This is a genomic window from Arthrobacter sp. P1_B3 (assembly GCF_056406615.1).
In genome coordinates, this window is sequence record NZ_JBFTZV010000014.1 from 46,731 (window position 1) to 62,352 (window position 15,622).

Genomic DNA, 15,622 nt, shown 5'->3' on the forward strand with positions numbered 1-15,622 from the left:
CGATGACCGGGATGTCAGCTGGCCAGGGGCGTGATTCAAGCGCCTCCTACGGGAGCACAGCAGGGTCCGCAATCACCACTGCTGCCGCTCCCCCGGCCCGGGCGGCCAGCATGCCCTGCCACCAATCGCCGGATCCAGGCACCACAGCCACCGCCCCACTGATGTCATCGGTGAGCGCAGCGCTGACGGAAAGCTCGGCGACGGCGGCGACATAGGAGGGTAACGCCGTGAAGATGCCGCGCCCAAGATCTGCTGAACTCATTGCGACACCCCTTCAAGAACTTTCGCTGCGGCAGCCTCGGCCAGGTCGATTGCAAAGTGCGAGTCAGCCAGCAGTTCGTCGTACTCCACAGGGGCCCCGCCTTCAAGGAATGACGCAAGCAGGCGCCACTCGGCCACATACCCGTCTTCCGGATCCCGCCGGTACTCCGTCCACTGCCCGTCCGCGCTCCGCACCCGGGCGGCCGCGCTTCCGGCATGGACAAAGGCGGGCGGGAAATTCACCTCGATGCGGTCGTGGGAGGTGGCGATACCCATCCTCCAGAGGGCGTCCGGCCCCTCCGGAAGCATGGCAAGCGCCAACTGGACCATGACTCCGCCGGCCCGGTACCCCACAAGGTAGCCGATCGGCGGAGCGACCCGCGCGTAGACAACCTCATCGACGCCTGGCGCGATGTCCCTCACGGCCGGAAGATCATGGATCGCAAGACCCGTCAGCAACTGCCGCAGGACTCCGGCCGCAACTGCAGGACTGCCGAGGTCCAGGCGTCCCCGCCGGGCGGCCTGTAAAGGACCACCCTCGGCGACCAGCCGGTGGTACCTCTCATTCGGTGGGAGTGCCAGCGTCACGGAGACCGCCTGCACCCGGCCCCCGAGGGCCACGAGATGATGCTTCGTCCGCCCCCACGCGGCGTCAAACAGGTGGTTCGTCCCCACCAGAAGAACCGTTCCTGCGACCCGGCAGGCAGAGATGACTTCATCGGCCTCCTCCGTACTGGTGGCCAACGGCTTCTCGCAAAAGATGGCTGGCTTCCCCGCGGCTACAGCCGCCAGGATTTGGCGGGCGTGTTCAGCGGGCGGGCTGCAGATGGCCACCACCTGGACAGCCGGGTCCGCAAGCAGGTCTGCCTCCCCCACCGACCACCGGGCATCAAGCCTTTCGGCCAGGCCCTGGGCGCGCCCGCTTCCCGCATCGGCAATGTGCACCACCTTGAACAGCTCCGCCAGCCGCCCCAGCACCGGCAGATGCAGGGCCGCGACGCCCGGCCCGGCTCCAAGAACTCCTATATTCCAAGGCATCGTCGCCTCCCCCTCTTTTGTCCTTATTATTCATAAGTACGGAAATATCCGGCTATAGTCGCGTTCAACCCCACCTTAGTCCCCTCCTATGTGTGAGAATTGTGATCATGACAACAGAGTCCACACTCCGCTTTGGAGCACAAACGGATGAAGTGACGAGCCTGCTGAGGATCGTCAACCTGGTGCGAACGGGCGAGGCCACAACGCGCCCTGAAATCGGCAAGGTCACTGGGCTGGGCAGGGGCGTTGTCAGCCAGCGTGTGGACCAGGCCATTGAGATCGGCTTTCTCGGGGATGGAGAATTCGGCGCCTCCTCCGGTGGCCGCGCGCCCCGGACCCTTCGCTTCCGCGCGGAGCAGGGACGGATCGTCATATGTGCCCTCGGAGCCGCTCATATAAGGGTTGGCGTCACTGCCCTTGACGGCGACATCCTGGAACACACGCACCGCACCTGGGATATCGCCCAGGGCCCCGAGAAGACCATTGACGCAGTGATGGCCCTCGTTGACGACGTGCTGAAAAAGGATCACGAAGTGCCCGTCTGGGGTGTCGTGGTGGGCCTCCCCGGCCCGGTTGACTTCGCCACGGGACAACCGGTGGCACCTCCGATCATGCCCGGGTGGAATGGATTCGATGTCCGCACACCCTTCGAGGACCGCTTTAACGCACCGGTGTGGGTGGATAACGACGTCAACCTGCTTGCCCTTGGTGAGCGCGCCCGGCGTCGCGAATCCCTTGCGAACCTCATCTATTGCAAGATCGGTTCGGGCATCGGTGCCGGGCTGCTGTCCCAGGGCAGGATCCACCGCGGTGCCAACGGCGCGGCCGGCGACATCGGCCATGTCCGGGTTTCCGACTCCCATGCCCAATGCCGCTGCGGCAAGATCGGCTGTCTCGAAGCGGTGGCCAGCGGTTGGGCCCTGGTCAGGGACGCGGAACAGGCTGTCACGGAAGGCACCCAGAGCTCCCTGGCTCCGCTGGTAAAAAAGGGGACACCGACCCTCGAGGAGATCACCCTCGCGGCCCAGGCCGGGGACCCGCTGGCCATCACACTGATTCAAAAGTCGGCCCGGGTAGCGGGTGAGACCATTGCAGCCCTAGTGAACATGTTCAACCCCGGAATCATCGTCATCGGCGGGGCCATGGGATCGGCCGGCGAAGTATTCTTGGCCGAAGTGCGCCAGCGGGTCTACGAACTGTCCCTGCCGCTCGCCACCCGCGACCTCACCATCACCTTGTCCGTCAACGATGAGCGCGAGCCCCTGCGCGGAGGAGCTGAGCTGGCGCGCGAGCAGCTGTTCGATGTCACCTTCCCGCGCTGGTTTGCTGACGGCAGGCCCTCACCGGAACGGGCCGCTGTTCCCGCCTAGGGTCCACTGCGCGGCCTGGGCATAGCCGCTCAGGCCACGTCGCGGGAGACGCTGGGCACCGGTGCCCGGTCAAGCTCCAGCCGGGCCTCCAGATGGAACGGCAGGACCAGCGGCGAACCGGGATGCGTCTGAAGGTAGGGCACCAGCAGCTGGAAGTCGACGGCGATGGCGTGCACCCCGCGGGAAAGCTTGCGCCGGCCGGCCAAGACCAGCCTGTCCTGCACGAACCACCACCCGGACTCCGCCTGCAATGCGTCCGCACGCACGCGCCGGGCCCCCAGCACCACCGCCAAATCCCCTGGTGCCACCGGGATGCCGTCGACCTCAACTGCGAGCTCAGCCACGCTGGAAAGGGGCATTGAGCGGATCCATGACAGGCCGAGCCGGAGTTCAAAGCCTTCCGGCGTGGCCGTCAGCGCATCTTCGCGCAAAGCGGTTTGCAACATGGCTTCCATCCTTTATCCTAAAAGTGACATAAGTTTGTCATTAACAAGCGTAATTGGGAAGGCATCACATGGCCCCCGCACTTCCTGACAACTGGACCCTCTGCGCCAGCTCGTTCAACTGGACTCCGGAGATCACGGCAGCCCGGCGGACAGCCGCGGACGTTGTGATTGGCATCGCGGATTCCGTGACGAAGACAATAGAACTCGAACCTGGGCTGCTGTGGCGGTCCTTCCCCGCTCCGCAGGACGCCGAGGTAGACGAACTGCGGGATTCGCTGGCGGCAAGAGGGGGACGCGTCAGCATCGTTGGCGCCAGCCTCGACGACTTCACGTCCCCAACCGACCGCCGCTCGCTGCAGGAGCGTCTGGACTTCCTGGTCCCCCAACTCAGCGCCGCCCGCCGGGTGGGCGCCCGCGGGATCCGATTACCGATCGGACAGGCGGGCACGGAACTGCTCACGCTGCTGCAGCCGCTGCTGCATGAACTCGATCTGGTGCTGTACGAAGAAGTCCAAGGGCAGCAGACTCCGAACAACCCTTCGGTGGCACCAGCCCTGGATGCGATAGCCGGGCTGGCAGATGACCACGTGCGGGTACTCGTTGACATCAGCATGCTCATGCCGGCCCTTCCCGTCACCTACCTTGATGAGCTGCGGCAGGGCGGCGTTCCTTCCGACCTTCTGGCGCGCCTGGAGAATGACTGGCGCGATCCCGCCACCCTCGATGCCGTCACCGCCCTGCTCCGCGCAGGGCAGGTTCCGCCGCGCATCCACACCCTCTTTATGAACCTGCTCATCCGCTTCGGCCGCAGCGACGCCACCGACCTGCAGGGCATCCTCCCCCTGGTGGGTGCCTTCCACCTGAAATTCTGGGACCTGGACGACGACGGCGGGCGGGTCACACAGCCGCTGCGTGACCTCGGCAGCCTGCTGGGCGGGACCGGCTTCACGGGCACGCTGACCAGCGAGTGGGGCGGCCACGAATGGCTGCAGGACGACCCAACGGAGATGACGCGGAGTCACCTGGCCCTGGCGGGGGCAGCCCTCGCGGAGCCAGCATTCGTGGAGCCGGCACCAGCGGCCCGGGCTGCCCTCTGACCGGATACAAGAAGCTCATGGCACAGGAAAGGCCGGCCCCGCGGGGCCGGCCTCACTTGTATGCGAATTACTTCGTACTGAAAGCGGCGTCGAAAGCCGCTGCCGAGGGTTCATAGCCGGAGAGCCGGCGCACGAAAGCCAGCGCCTCGGGGGCGCCATCCAACCGGTCCATTCCGGCGTCCTCCCACTCCACGGACAGCGGCCCGCGGTAGTCGATGGCGTTCAGCATCCGGAACGCATCCTCCCACGGCACGTCGCCGTGGCCGGTGGAGATGAAGTCCCAGCCGCGGCGCGGATCAGCCCAGGGCAAATGGGAGGACAGCCGGCCGTTGCGCCCGTTGGACAGGCGCTTCTTCGTGTCCTTGCAGTGCACATGGTAGATCMGGTCCTTGAAGTCCCACAGGAACCCCACAGGGTCGACGTCCTGCCACACCATGTGGCTCGGGTCCCAGTTCAGGCCAAAGGCCTCGCGGTGCCCGATCGCCTCGAGGGCGCGCTGCGTTGTCCAGTAGTCGTAAGCGATCTCTGATGGATGCACCTCATGGGCGAACCGGACGCCCACCTCGTCAAAGACATCGAGGATGGGGTTCCACCGGTCGGCAAAATCCTGGTAGCCGGCGTCGACCATCTTTTCGGAGGCGGGAGGGAACATCGCCACGTACTTCCAGATGGACGATCCCGTAAAGCCGGTCACCGTTTTCACGCCCAGCTTTGCGGCGAGCCGTGCAGTGTTCTTCAGTTCCTCGGCGGCGCGACGGCGGACCCCTTCAGGATCGCCGTCGCCCCATACGACGTCCGGCAGGATGCCGCGGTGCCGTTCGTCGATCGGGTCGTCACAGACGGCCTGGCCCTTGAGGTGGTTGGAGATGGTCCACACTTTGAGGCCGTGGCGTTCAAGAATGTCCAGCTTGCCCTGCACATAGGCGTCGTCGTCCCAGCGCCAGGGGTCCAGGTGGTCACCCCAGCAGGCGATCTCCAGCCCGTCGTAGCCCCACTCGCCGGCGAACCGGGCCACCTCCTCGAACGGCAGGTCGGCCCACTGACCGGTGAACAAGGTAATTGGTCGTGCCACGTACTTCCCCTCCTCAACTGGCCGGCACGGGAACGCCGGCAGCGACGCGTGTCCAGGCGGAATCATTTTCGGAACTGCGCTCGACAGCGTCGAGCACCCGCTGCACCCTCAGCCCGTCAGCGAACGACGGATGCGGGACGGTGCCGCCCACGATGCCCTCCACGAGGTCCTTGACCTGGTGGGAGAACCCGTGCTCGTAGCCGAGCATGTGGCCTGCCGGCCACCACGCCGAAACGTAGGGATGCTCCGCTTCCGTGACCAGGACTTTCCGGAAGCCCTGGCGGTCCGCAGGTGCCGTACGGTCGTAGAACTGGACGCTGTTGAGGTCCTCCAGGTCGAAGGCCAGGGCGCCCTTGTCCCCGGAAACCTCAATCTGCAGCGCGTTCTTCCGGCCGGTGGCAAACCGGGTGGCCTCGAACGACGCCAGCGCGCCGGATTCGAAGCGGCCCGTGAAGATGGCGATATCGTCCACCGTCACCTGGCCGGAGCCGACACTGGCAGCGCCGGAGAGCCCGGAGCCTGAAGTGGAACCCTTCAAAAGAGGCCGTTCCTTCACGATGGTGTCGATAACGCCGGACACCTTCTCCAGGTTCAAGCCGGTGACGAACTGGGCCAGGTCGATGGCGTGGGCACCGATATCCCCCAGAGCCCCCGAGCCGGCGTGTTCCTTCTGCAGGCGCCACGCCAGCGGCATCTCCGGGTCCACCAGCCAGTCCTGCCGGTAGGAGGCACGCACCTGGTTGATCGTGCCGACGGCGCCTTCGGCGATGAGGTTGCGGAGGAAGGTGACGGCCGGAACGCGGCGGTAGGTGAAACCGACCATTGCCTGGATGCCCCGGGCAGCCGCCCGTTCGGCAGCTTCGGCCATCGCTTCGGCTTCCGCCACGGTGTTGGCGAGTGGTTTTTCGCACAAAACGTGCTTCCCGGCTTCCAGCGCGGCGATCGCGATTTCGGCGTGGGAGTCGCCGGGGGTGACGATATCGACGACGTCGATATCGTCCCGGGCGATCACGTCCCGCCAGTCTGTTGCTGACTCAGCCCAGCCCCATTTGCTGGCAGCGGCAGCGACCGCTTCAGCGTTGCGGCCGACAACAACCGCCATTTCCGGCTCGGCAGGCAGGTCGAATACCCGCGGCGCCGTCCGCCAGCCCTGGGAGTGGGCAGCACCCATGAAGCCATAACCGATCATGGCTACGCGCAAGGCTTTCATGCGAGCACCACTTTCCGTTCAACCGCGACACGGTTGCCCACGTAGCGCAAGGGCGCGATCTGCATATAGAGCAGGCGCAGGGTGAGGATGACCTCGACGTCGATCTCCTCGCCGGCGTCGGGGACGCGGTCCAGGGGGATGACCACGTCGGGCTTGTCTGCGACGAACCACAGGGTTTCCCATTGCTCCGGGAGTTCAGCTATGGAGTAGGACTTTTCCTGCAGTTCGAAGCGGAGGGACTCTTTGGGAATCTCCACACCGTTGACGGTTGCAACGACGTCGTCAACGGCGGACAGCCAGAGGCTGCGGTACCAGGGCAGCTGCACCGACACGGCAATCCCCTCGGGGTGCCTGCGGACGTCGGTATCCTGGAACAGGGAATTGTGAGTTGCCATGACTTTCCTTACTTAACAGTCTCGACCAGGGTCGCGTGGGAGTCGGGTGCATTTGGATCAACGGCCTCTTCGATGGCATGCCGCATCAGCGTGTGCTGCTTCTTGACGAGGTCGATCGGATCGGATTCGCCCAGGTCGGCGAACGCGTGGCCCTCCCACTCGCTGGACAGGTAGCCCTGGTAGCCGCCCTTGACGAACTGGCGCACAATGCGGGGAATGTCCATCGCGGGTTCATTGCCGTGTTCGTCGATGTCGTAGAACTTTGCGTGGACATGGAAGATCTGCGGCATGATATCCAGCCACTCCTCCGGCGGAACCAGTCCATGCATGTTGAATGCCAGCCGGGTGAACGGGCCCAGGCGGGCAGGATCAAAGTTGTTGGCACTGAGGTAGTCCTCGAACTCCTGGTTGCGCTCATGCATGGGCGACGGTTTGCGCCAGATCTCCTGCATGACAGCGAAGTGCTCCTCGGGCAGCCCCATTTGCGTCAACGTGCGGAAGAGGGTCGGGGATAGGCTGTGCATCGTCGAGCTGAAGTCTGCGGTGAAACCGAGCCGGTCGCTTCCCAGTTCCTCGTACATCTCGCGGATCTGCAGGATCTTGGGATCGTTCGGGCCCTGCGGTGCGTGAATTTCGTAGCCGAGCTTCTGGTCGTACTTCTCGGCCAGGGGAAGCAGCCGGCGGAGCAATTCCTTGCCCGCGGAGCGGATCACCACGCGGTGGAAACCAAGCTTGTTAGCCGTGTGCAGCTGCGCGGCGAAGAAGTCGTACTCCTCATCGGGTGTCATGTCCCGGTCCTTGCGGCGGCCCATGTCCAGGTTGGTGCCCACTGCGCTGGGGGTCAGGCCGTAGCGGTCCATGCTGTCGCGCCACAGGCGGACGAAGTCGTCGTCGACGTCCGGGTAGGTGCGCAGCATCTGGGCGATGTTGAACTCAACCCCCGGGCCGAGGCCTTCATCTGCAACAGCTTTGATCAGCGTCTCAGGGGTGTAGAGCCCGGCGGCGAACTCGGAGGTGAGCGAATAGAGGGTAATTCCAAGCTCGATACCCGAGCCTGCGATGCCTTCTGACATAATTTCTGGTTCCTTCGTTGTCAGCCGTGGACGGGCTGGGCGAGATGGCTATTGAGGATGCGGCGGGCTTCTGAAGCGTCGGTGATCATGGCCGAACCGGCGTTGGCGGCCGCTGAGCGCTGGACGGCCTGCTCGCCGCGGATGATGTCGAACGGGTCCTGCCAGTTGTTCCAGTGCCAGCCTTCGTATTCGCTGGAGATTGCGCCGGAGTAGCCGTTCTCAACCAGTTGCCGGACAAGGCTCCGGACCGGCACCGAGGGCTCTTCGCCGGTCTCGTCGATGCCGAAGAACTTGCCGTGCACGTGGCGGACCCAAGGCATGATCTCCAGCCAGGTGTCCAGCGGTGCAGGACCGAAAAGCCCTGTTCCGTTGATGGCGAAGTCAATGCCAAGATCAGGCCGGCCGTTCCGGGCCGCCAGGCCGATGAAGGCACCGAAGCGTTCGCCGTGAACCTTTTGCGTGTTTGGCGGTCCGTCGACGTGGAAACCATTCCACAGGTCAACCACCTGTCCGAGAAGTTCCTCCGAAGCACCACGGCGGCGGTAGGCCTCCAGCAGGGAGGGCGCAAAGCCGGTAACGGTGGCACCCCAGTCCGCGGTGAAGCCGAGCAAGGGGGAATTGAGCTTCTCGTAGCGGTCGCGAAGGGCCAGGACACGTTCGTGGGCGCCGTGCTGGTCCGCGTGGACTTCGAGGGCCAGGGTGACGCCGTACTTCTCGGCCACGGGCAGCAGGCTTTCCATGGCGTCCGGAGTCAGCGAGATCTGCACCCGGGCGATCGGGAAGCCGAGCCTGGCGGCTACTTCGATCTGCTTGCGCATGTATTCGACAAGCTCGTCATGATTCATCAGCCGGTCGCGGCGGATACCGGTATCAACGTTGACTGCAAGGGAGGTGGGGACCAGGTCAACCTCGGCCACAAGATCACGGAACTGGCCAACGAAGTTGTCATCGATCCGGTCCGGGAAGCCGCGCAGGCTGGAGAATCCGATGACTTCGAGCCCTGGGCCGAAGCCTTCGGCCGCCACTTTGCGGATGAGGCCATCGAGGTCGTACTGCCGGGCGTGGAAGGCCCGGGTGAAGCTGTAAAGGGTGACGCCCTGGATCGGCGTGCCGAGGCTGGTCATCGCTGTGCCACCTTCATGGTCTTGGTGTCGTGCTCTTCGATGTGCAGCACGCCGTGGTCGGTGATGATGTAGGGGATGTAGAGCTTCAGGTCCACCCTGACCTCGTGCTCGGTCCGGCTGTCCGGGACGGGAAGGTCGCCCGAAAGGACTGCCGAGTCCAGCGGGAACCACCATTCGCCGGTCTCGTCCACGAGTTCCTCGAAGCTGAAAGTGCGGTTGTTCATGGTCCAGCGCAGTGAGCCCTCGGGGGCGCTGACGCCGTCCACTGTCAATGCAGCTCCAGCGATGCAGGAACCCGGCAGGGCCCGGTACCAGGGGATGCGGACTTCGACGGCGGTACGGCCGTCCTGGGTGATCAGTGTTCCCTGCTCGATTATGCGGTCGGCGATCATCGAGACCTCCTTGTCTGCGGCATGCCTTGCCTGTGATTGAACGAAATAGCAGCGGCATCGCGCCACTTATTCATTATTTAGTCAGTCTATTGTCTGATTCAGACATAAGTAAAGAGCTGTTGAGTTCTTCTGTGAGTTTCCGGGCCCCGCGCACGGCGAGGGCGACGGCCGTCAGCGTGGGATTGCATGCCGTTGCGGTGGGAATGACGCCGTTGCCAGCCACGAAGAGGCCGGGGACCTGCCACACCTGGCTGTCGGGCGAACACACGCTCTCGCCGTCGTCCCTTGCACCCATCCTGGTCGTGCCCTGGTAGTGAAGCGATGCGCCGGGCGGCATGGCGAACGGACGCTCGTCGAGTGGTTCGCCTACAGCCTTGCCCAGGCGGACAATTTCCTGCTTGGCGCGGTCCAGTACCTCATGGTCCCGCCCGGTGAGGCGGTAGTGGATGCGCATGGCGGGCATCCCGTACGAGTCGCGGGTGCCGTCCTCGAACACCACCCGGTCCTCTCGCTGCAGATCCTTGGCGCAGAACAGGCCAAGCCCCACGATAGAGCCCGGGACAACGGGGTCATCATCGGCCAAGGGAACAGGTGACGCATCCAGTTGCATGATCTGGCCGTGGAAGGGCGCCTCGTCCGTGTAGGGAACCCAGGCAACTCCGCTCTGCTCACTGAGCGCGCCGTTGGCGGCTGCCCGGCCCTGCGGAGCCGTGACATCGCGCAGCCTGCTCGCGAACACCACCTGCGCCTGGTCGTTGAGGTAGCGGCCCAAGGCGTCGGGCCGGATCCCGGAAGCCCACAGCAGCTGCGGCGTGCGCAGGGCATCCGCACCCACCACAACGTAGCGGGCGGCCACCTGATGGGTTTCGCCGCTGCGGCGGTCCTGGACTTCGATGCCGGCAGCAGCGCCATCCTCCAGGAGCACGCGCGTCACCAGCGACTCATCATAAAGTTCAAACTGCGGATTTTCCCGGGTCACATCCCCCATAACCACGTCGGAACCTGACCAGACCAGGCCGCCGTCCTCCCGCCGGTGTACGGCGAGCGGCATGGGCTGGACGCGATGGGCAGGGTCCCGACCCTGATCCACCGTGGCTGAAAGACGTTCGCGGACGAGGTCGGAGAACGGGGCCCCGTCAAAGGCGCGGGTGGTCACCCCCAGCAGTCGGTCGGCGTCGTCAAGAAGCTCTTCAAGGTCCGGCAGGAACGGAATGCGCTCTTTGCCGCCCGGGCGGGGGCAGGCAGCGGTCCAGTGGGCGGCCATGCCGCCCACGTTGCTGGACATGGCGGCAACGGGCATCCCGTCCTCGCCGGGGAAGGCGTAGCCGTCCTGCAGCAGGTAGGTTCCGGGCCTGGCCCTTCGCTCCCCGCTTTTGACCGCGCCGGGTGAGTTCACCGTCTCGGCACCTGCACCGGGGCCTTCCGATGCCCGCTGCGCGAGGCTTCGGCGTTCAGGATCCTCAATGTTCTTGACGTGCGCCCCGGGTGGATTGCTGACTGTGGGGCCCACCTCGAACATGGCGATGGTGGCGCCAGGGGCTTCCTCGCTGAGGATCCGTGCGTACGCCGATGCCGTGGGGCCGCTGCCGACGATGGCGACGTCGACCGCAGCGGGATACCGGTTCCCGCTCACCGTCCCGCCACCAGTTCCTGGATGCGCCGGACGGACTTCGCCGAGTCGATGGTCGGGTAGTACTCAAGCCCGATGGGGCCGGCGTAGCCGCTGTTCCTCAGGTCCGTGAGCCGGGCGCGCCAGTCGATGGAACCGGAACCGGGCTCCCCGCGCCCCGGAGCGTCGGCGATCTGCACGTACTTAATGAGGTCGCCGGCATTGGCGAGCTCGGCCGCCACATCCTCGCCCTCGACCGTGGAGTGGTAGAGGTCGTAGAGAACGCCGAAGTTGGGCGAGTTGACGCCCTGGGCGATGTAGACGGCTTCCGAGGTCCGGTCCAGGAGGGCTCCCGGGTGGTCAACCCTGACGTTCACCGGCTCGAGGACCAGCGTGATGCCCGAACCCTCGATGTGCGCTGTGCCCTTGGTAAAGATCTCGATCAGTTCGTCCAGCTGGTCCTGCCGCTTGCGCCCACCGAATCCGGTACCGCTGCCCACTACCATCCGGGGGCAGCCGAGCTGCTGGGCAACTTCGACGCCGGCGTCCAGACCGGTGTAGAAAGCATCGTGGTTGCGGGGCGGGATCATGAACTGCATGCGCGGTTCCGCCAGTTGGGAGGTGAGCTGGACTCCGGTTTCCTCGAGTGCGTCCTTCAGGGCCGGAATGTCTTTGCCCGTCGGGCCCCACATTTCGACGGCGTCGAAGCCGGCCGCTGCCGCCGCGCGAACCCGGTCAGCAGCACTTTCGCCTGCTTCGGCGAACAAAAGGTCGATATTGGGCGAAAGTTGGAACATGGATGTCTCCTAGAGAATTGAAATAGTGGTCTAAAACATGGGGTGGTCGTGGACCGGATGCTCAGGAACCGGCTGAAGCACGTCCCAATGCTCAACAATCCGCCCGTTTTCGAAGCGGTAAATGTCTGCGACGGCGGCGTCGGGTCGCCCGGGACCTGAAGCGCGTACATGCACCAACGCCAGGTCACCGTCCACCAGGATGCGCTGAACCTCGAACCGGGAGTCTGGCGATCCGTCGAACTTCGGCGTCAGCATTCTTACTGCCGCCTCAGGCCCGTCAGGAATGGTCGGGTTGTGCTGCCGGTAGTCGCCGGCCACAAGGAAGTCGAAGGCTTCACGCACCCGTTTTTGGGTGTAGAAGATCTCCACGAAGCGCTCGAACGCTGCGCGGTTGTCCACCATCGCGGGTCAGCCCTTCAGGCCGCCGGAGAAGCCCTGGATGAACCGCTTCTGTGCGAACAGGAACAGCGCCAGGATGGGAATCATGGAGACGATCACTATCGCGAAGATCGAGTTCCACTGGGAGACCAGGGAACCGATGTAGTAGTACATGGCCACCGGCAGTGTCTGGTTGGCGGAGCCGCCCAGGAAGATCAGCGACGTGAAGAAGTCGTTCCACACGATGAGCCCGGCGAAGATGGTGACCGTTCCCGTGGCTGGGGCCATCATGGGGAACACCACCTTGGAGAAAATCTGGGATTTGCTGGCGCCGTCGATGGTGGCCGCTTCTTCGTAGTCCGTGCCGAGGCCGCGGAAGAAGTTTGCGTAGAGGAAGATCGACAACGGCAGGAGCATGCCCGTGTACAGGATGATCAGGCCCCAAGCGGATCCGGTGAGTCCAAGGGCCCGTGCACCCATGTAGAGAGGGACGGCGCCGAGCTGGCCGGGGAGGATGATGGCGATCAGGAAGAGGTAATACGCGCCCTTGCTCCAGCGTCGGGTGCTGCGGGAGATGACGTATCCGGTGATGGAACCGAGTGCGATGAGCCCCACGATGCTGCCCGCGGTGATGATGGCACTGTTGACCAGGCCCATCACCACGTTGGAGTTGCCGGTGGCGGTGAGGACGTCGACAAAGTTGCTGAAGTCGGGGCTTGTTGGCGGAGCCAGGGCCGAGGTGGTGAACAACTCGTTGTCCGGTTTCAGGGCAGTTGTCACCAGGAAGTAGAACGGCGCGAGGAACAGCAGGGCGAGCGCCCATAGGCCGACTTCGCGGAGCAGGGTGAGTTTGGTGTAGCGGAACATGGCTTAGTCCTCAGGGTTCGAACGCGTCAGCCGCTGCTGGAGAACGGCGAAGATCAGGATGATAGCGGCGAGCACCAGGGCCAGGGCGGCACCGCCCCCGAAGTTCCCGAGCGCAAAGGCCTGCTTGTAAACCAGCGTGGCCAGCGTTTCCGTCGCTCCGGCCGGTCCGCCGCCGGTGAGCGCCATGATGGGATCGAAGACGCGCAGCCCCTGGACGATTCCCAGCGTGGTGGCGATGGCGACGGCGGGGCGGATGGCGGGCAGGGTAACGTTGCGGAACCGCTGCCACAGGTTGGCGCCGTCAATGGCCGCCGCCTCCTCCACTTCCACGGGGACACCTGCCAGGCCGGCCATAAAAATCACCATGGCAAAGCCGGTGGAAGACCAGACCAGCACCACCAGGACGGTCCAGATGGCCCACTGCGGGTCGGCCAGCCACGGCTTGGCTTGGTCGCCGGCGCCTATTGCCGTAAGAAAAGCATTGAGCGGACCGTCGAAGTCGAAGATATATTTCCAGATGTAGGCCGTGGCTAGCGGGCTGAGCACCACCGGCATGAAGAAGAGGGTCCGGAGGATGTAGCGCGTCTTGAGGACGCGGTTCAGGCCCAGCGCAATGACCAGCCCGGCGATGTTGCCCAGGAGAACCGAGCCAAAGGCCAGAAAGAGGGTATTGGAGAGGGCTCCGAGTTTCGTGGGGTCCTTGAAGATGGCCTCAAAGTTTGCCCAGCCCGTGATTTTGAACGAGCCGATGCCCGTCCAGTTGGTAAAGGCGAAGAATCCGCCGATACCGGTTGCCACGTAGTGGATGGCAAACACCAGGGCGATCCCGGGCAGCGCCCACCACCAGTGTCCGAACTGCATGGGCGCCCGCCGGGGACGGGTGTTCTCACCAGTCCCCGGCGTCCGCCTGCCTCGCCGGGGTGCTTCAGCTGCTTCGCTTTTCGGTTGCATCGTCGCAGTCATTGGTATTCCTTGCTTGTCCCTTTGAGTCGTCGGAACGTTGATGGTGAAGAACTGCTACTGTTCCCAGGCCGCGTCCATGGCCTGCAGGACCTGGTCAGGGCTCTTCTGGCCGGTGATGATGCCCTGGACCCCCGTGGCCAGTGCGTCGTAGACGGCGGAATTCGGCCACTGGATGTTGGGCAGGGGGCCGTACTTGCCGTCCTTGATCAGGACGCCGACGTTCTTGTAGGCGCCGCCGTCGAAATCGTATTTGTCGAGTCCGCTGACCGGCAGGGCACCGTCGATTTCTGCGAAGGCCTTGGTCTGCTCAGGCTGTGCGGCCCAGTCGAGGAAGGCCTTGGCAGCGTCCTTGTTCTTGGAGGCCGCGTTGATGGAGAAGGCGTAGTTTGCGCTGGCGAATACGTAGCTGTTGCCCGAGCCCTGTTCCGCCGGGAACGGCCGTACGGCGAATTGGGAGCCCCCAGCGGCGGACTGCAGCTGCTTCCAGCTTGGGGCCGGGATGAAGCCGCTCACGGACGTTCCGCTGGCAAGCCCCTTGGTGATGGCGTCGAAACCGCCGCCGGCAGCACCTTTCTGGAAGCAGCCCGCATCCTTCAAGGTATTAACCGCTTCGAGGGCTGCCTTCCAACCGTCCGAGCCGGCGAAGGTGGTTTCCTTGGCGGCGCGCTTATCGTTCCATTTCGGGTCTTCCGCGTAGACGCGCGAGGCTGCCAGGGACATCGCCATCAGCCCTGTGTTGGGAGGGGCTGATCCGGCAAGGGCAAAGAGGGATTTACCGGAGGACTCCAGAGCCTTGCACTGCTGCTGGAGGGAAGAAAAGTCGGCAGGGAAGCCACCGGCTGCATCTGCAGCCGTCTCATTACTCACCAAGGCAGAGATCGTGATTTCCGTGGCCTGGCCGTACACCTTGCCGTCGGATCCAAAGGTGCTGGTGCTTCCTTCGGGGAGCAGTTGCTTCGCGGCATCGTCAAGCGGCTCAAGGAAACCTGCCTGGACGAGCGGCAGGATGCTGCGGCCGGTGCCGGAGCCGGGTGAGGTCACTACGACGTCTGAGGCGTTTCCGGCCTGGAGCTGTGTGCGCAGGGTCTGGTCGTAGGAGTCGTTCGGCTGAGGATTGAAGGTGATTTTCACGTTCGGGTGTGACTTCATGTAATTTTCTGCCAACACCTGGAAGGGGCTCTCGATGGTGTTGGACGTCGCGAAGGACAGTGAAAATTCCTGGGAACCACCCGAAGAGGAGCTGCTGCCGGTGGAGGCCGAGCAACCGGTAAGAATGAGTGCTGCGACGGTGGGGACGGCGAGGGCGCCGACCTTCAGGCCCGAATAGCGACGGTGCTGTGTCATGTCCAGCCTTTCTGACTTCATTGTCCAAAATCCGGGTGTCGTGACCCCGGTCACTCACAAGTATGCAGGAGATGTGCCTAAAACACACATAAGTATTCGCTATGACGGACATAAGTCCAACGGAGGTCCGCGGAAGGTCTATCCAGATGCCTGATGACTTCGCCCATGTTATAGATCCCGCTGATA

17 protein-coding genes are annotated in these 15,622 nt (G+C 64.2%); 2 read left to right on the forward strand and 15 right to left on the reverse strand.

Annotated features, from left to right (window positions below):
- Positions 1-46: 46 nt before the first annotated feature.
- Both AC1D2F_RS15035 and AC1D2F_RS15040 read right to left on the reverse strand, forming a co-directional pair.
- Positions 47-262 carry a hypothetical protein gene (locus AC1D2F_RS15035; protein WP_476967046.1) on the reverse strand — a complete coding sequence of 72 codons (216 nt, stop codon included), beginning with the start codon at positions 260-262 and terminating at the stop codon, positions 47-49.
- Positions 259-1,299, reverse strand: coding sequence for a Gfo/Idh/MocA family protein (locus AC1D2F_RS15040; protein WP_476967047.1), 1,041 nt, complete (start codon positions 1,297-1,299; stop codon positions 259-261). Before AC1D2F_RS15040 ends, AC1D2F_RS15035 begins: the two co-directional genes overlap by 4 nt.
- 107 nt (positions 1,300-1,406) lie before the next feature.
- Between AC1D2F_RS15040 and AC1D2F_RS15045 the strand changes: the two genes are divergently transcribed.
- Positions 1,407-2,669, forward strand: a complete 1,263-nt coding sequence (locus tag AC1D2F_RS15045; protein WP_476967048.1) for an ROK family protein — start codon at positions 1,407-1,409, stop codon at positions 2,667-2,669.
- 29 nt (positions 2,670-2,698) lie between these two features.
- Here AC1D2F_RS15045 and AC1D2F_RS15050 read toward each other — a convergent pair whose 3' ends face one another.
- Positions 2,699-3,115 carry a C-glycoside deglycosidase beta subunit domain-containing protein gene (locus AC1D2F_RS15050; protein ID WP_229992067.1) on the reverse strand — a complete coding sequence of 139 codons (417 nt, stop codon included), beginning with the start codon at positions 3,113-3,115 and terminating at the stop codon, positions 2,699-2,701.
- Positions 3,116-3,183: 68 nt separating this feature from the next.
- On the opposite strand from AC1D2F_RS15050, the gene AC1D2F_RS15055 reads away from it, so the two are divergent.
- Positions 3,184-4,212 (forward strand): restriction endonuclease subunit R, encoded by a 1,029-nt coding sequence (locus AC1D2F_RS15055; RefSeq protein WP_476967049.1) that lies wholly within the window; start codon positions 3,184-3,186, stop codon positions 4,210-4,212.
- 67 nt (positions 4,213-4,279) lie between these two features.
- On the opposite strand, the gene AC1D2F_RS15060 is transcribed toward AC1D2F_RS15055, so the two are convergent.
- The 12 genes from AC1D2F_RS15060 to AC1D2F_RS15115 all read right to left on the reverse strand — a co-directional run bounded on the left by AC1D2F_RS15060 (position 4,280) and on the right by AC1D2F_RS15115 (position 15,436).
- The gene (locus tag AC1D2F_RS15060; protein ID WP_476967050.1) at positions 4,280-5,284 is read right to left on the reverse strand and encodes a sugar phosphate isomerase/epimerase family protein; all 1,005 of its coding nucleotides are present in this window, start codon (positions 5,282-5,284) and stop codon (positions 4,280-4,282) included.
- Positions 5,285-5,297: 13 nt separating this feature from the next.
- Positions 5,298-6,494, reverse strand: coding sequence for a Gfo/Idh/MocA family protein (locus AC1D2F_RS15065; RefSeq protein ID WP_476967051.1), 1,197 nt, complete (start codon positions 6,492-6,494; stop codon positions 5,298-5,300).
- Entirely contained in the window at positions 6,491-6,889 is a 399-nt protein-coding gene (locus tag AC1D2F_RS15070; RefSeq protein WP_229992071.1) for a C-glycoside deglycosidase beta subunit domain-containing protein, read from the reverse strand. Before AC1D2F_RS15070 ends, AC1D2F_RS15065 begins: the two co-directional genes overlap by 4 nt.
- An 8-nt stretch (positions 6,890-6,897) precedes the next feature.
- Entirely contained in the window at positions 6,898-7,962 is a 1,065-nt protein-coding gene (locus AC1D2F_RS15075; RefSeq protein ID WP_229992072.1) for a sugar phosphate isomerase/epimerase family protein, read from the reverse strand.
- Positions 7,963-7,982: 20 nt separating this feature from the next.
- Positions 7,983-9,086, reverse strand: coding sequence for a sugar phosphate isomerase/epimerase family protein (locus AC1D2F_RS15080; protein WP_476967052.1), 1,104 nt, complete (start codon positions 9,084-9,086; stop codon positions 7,983-7,985).
- Positions 9,083-9,478: a C-glycoside deglycosidase beta subunit domain-containing protein gene (locus AC1D2F_RS15085; protein ID WP_028275817.1), complete on the reverse strand. Its 396-nt coding sequence runs from the start codon at positions 9,476-9,478 to the stop codon at positions 9,083-9,085. Before AC1D2F_RS15085 ends, AC1D2F_RS15080 begins: the two co-directional genes overlap by 4 nt.
- Positions 9,479-9,551: 73 nt before the next feature.
- Complete coding sequence (locus AC1D2F_RS15090) at positions 9,552-11,111, reverse strand: GMC oxidoreductase (RefSeq protein ID WP_476967053.1); 1,560 nt, start codon at positions 11,109-11,111, stop codon at positions 9,552-9,554.
- The gene (locus tag AC1D2F_RS15095) at positions 11,108-11,884 is read right to left on the reverse strand and encodes a TIM barrel protein (protein WP_476967054.1); all 777 of its coding nucleotides are present in this window, start codon (positions 11,882-11,884) and stop codon (positions 11,108-11,110) included. The genes AC1D2F_RS15090 and AC1D2F_RS15095 overlap by 4 nt, the downstream gene beginning before the upstream one ends.
- A 30-nt stretch (positions 11,885-11,914) precedes the next feature.
- Positions 11,915-12,286: a nuclear transport factor 2 family protein gene (locus AC1D2F_RS15100; protein WP_229992077.1), complete on the reverse strand. Its 372-nt coding sequence runs from the start codon at positions 12,284-12,286 to the stop codon at positions 11,915-11,917.
- A 6-nt stretch (positions 12,287-12,292) separates the two neighbouring features.
- Positions 12,293-13,129 carry a carbohydrate ABC transporter permease gene (locus tag AC1D2F_RS15105; protein WP_229992078.1) on the reverse strand — a complete coding sequence of 279 codons (837 nt, stop codon included), beginning with the start codon at positions 13,127-13,129 and terminating at the stop codon, positions 12,293-12,295.
- A 3-nt stretch (positions 13,130-13,132) separates the two neighbouring features.
- Positions 13,133-14,092, reverse strand: a complete 960-nt coding sequence (locus AC1D2F_RS15110; protein ID WP_476967055.1) for a carbohydrate ABC transporter permease — start codon at positions 14,090-14,092, stop codon at positions 13,133-13,135.
- Between the two features lie 54 nt (positions 14,093-14,146).
- Complete coding sequence (locus AC1D2F_RS15115; protein WP_476967056.1) at positions 14,147-15,436, reverse strand: ABC transporter substrate-binding protein; 1,290 nt, start codon at positions 15,434-15,436, stop codon at positions 14,147-14,149.
- Positions 15,437-15,622: the final 186 nt, after the last annotated feature.

Bases quoted from the DNA above. Each gene is read 5' to 3' on its own strand.
- AC1D2F_RS15035 (WP_476967046.1), bottom strand. From the start codon at position 262: ATGAGTTCAGCAGATCTTGGGCGCGGCATCTTCACGGCGTTACCCTCC.
- AC1D2F_RS15040 (WP_476967047.1), bottom strand. From the start codon at position 1,299: ATGCCTTGGAATATAGGAGTTCTTGGAGCCGGGCCGGGCGTCGCGGCC.
- AC1D2F_RS15045 (WP_476967048.1), top strand. From the start codon at position 1,407: ATGACAACAGAGTCCACACTCCGCTTTGGAGCACAAACGGATGAAGTG.
- AC1D2F_RS15050 (WP_229992067.1), bottom strand. From the start codon at position 3,115: ATGTTGCAAACCGCTTTGCGCGAAGATGCGCTGACGGCCACGCCGGAA.
- AC1D2F_RS15055 (WP_476967049.1), top strand. From the start codon at position 3,184: ATGGCCCCCGCACTTCCTGACAACTGGACCCTCTGCGCCAGCTCGTTC.
- AC1D2F_RS15065 (WP_476967051.1), bottom strand. From the start codon at position 6,494: ATGAAAGCCTTGCGCGTAGCCATGATCGGTTATGGCTTCATGGGTGCT.
- AC1D2F_RS15070 (WP_229992071.1), bottom strand. From the start codon at position 6,889: ATGGCAACTCACAATTCCCTGTTCCAGGATACCGACGTCCGCAGGCAC.
- AC1D2F_RS15075 (WP_229992072.1), bottom strand. From the start codon at position 7,962: ATGTCAGAAGGCATCGCAGGCTCGGGTATCGAGCTTGGAATTACCCTC.
- AC1D2F_RS15080 (WP_476967052.1), bottom strand. From the start codon at position 9,086: ATGACCAGCCTCGGCACGCCGATCCAGGGCGTCACCCTTTACAGCTTC.
- AC1D2F_RS15085 (WP_028275817.1), bottom strand. From the start codon at position 9,478: ATGATCGCCGACCGCATAATCGAGCAGGGAACACTGATCACCCAGGAC.
- AC1D2F_RS15095 (WP_476967054.1), bottom strand. From the start codon at position 11,884: ATGTTCCAACTTTCGCCCAATATCGACCTTTTGTTCGCCGAAGCAGGC.
- AC1D2F_RS15100 (WP_229992077.1), bottom strand. From the start codon at position 12,286: ATGGTGGACAACCGCGCAGCGTTCGAGCGCTTCGTGGAGATCTTCTAC.
- AC1D2F_RS15105 (WP_229992078.1), bottom strand. From the start codon at position 13,129: ATGTTCCGCTACACCAAACTCACCCTGCTCCGCGAAGTCGGCCTATGG.
- AC1D2F_RS15110 (WP_476967055.1), bottom strand. From the start codon at position 14,092: ATGACTGCGACGATGCAACCGAAAAGCGAAGCAGCTGAAGCACCCCGG.
- AC1D2F_RS15115 (WP_476967056.1), bottom strand. From the start codon at position 15,436: ATGACACAGCACCGTCGCTATTCGGGCCTGAAGGTCGGCGCCCTCGCC.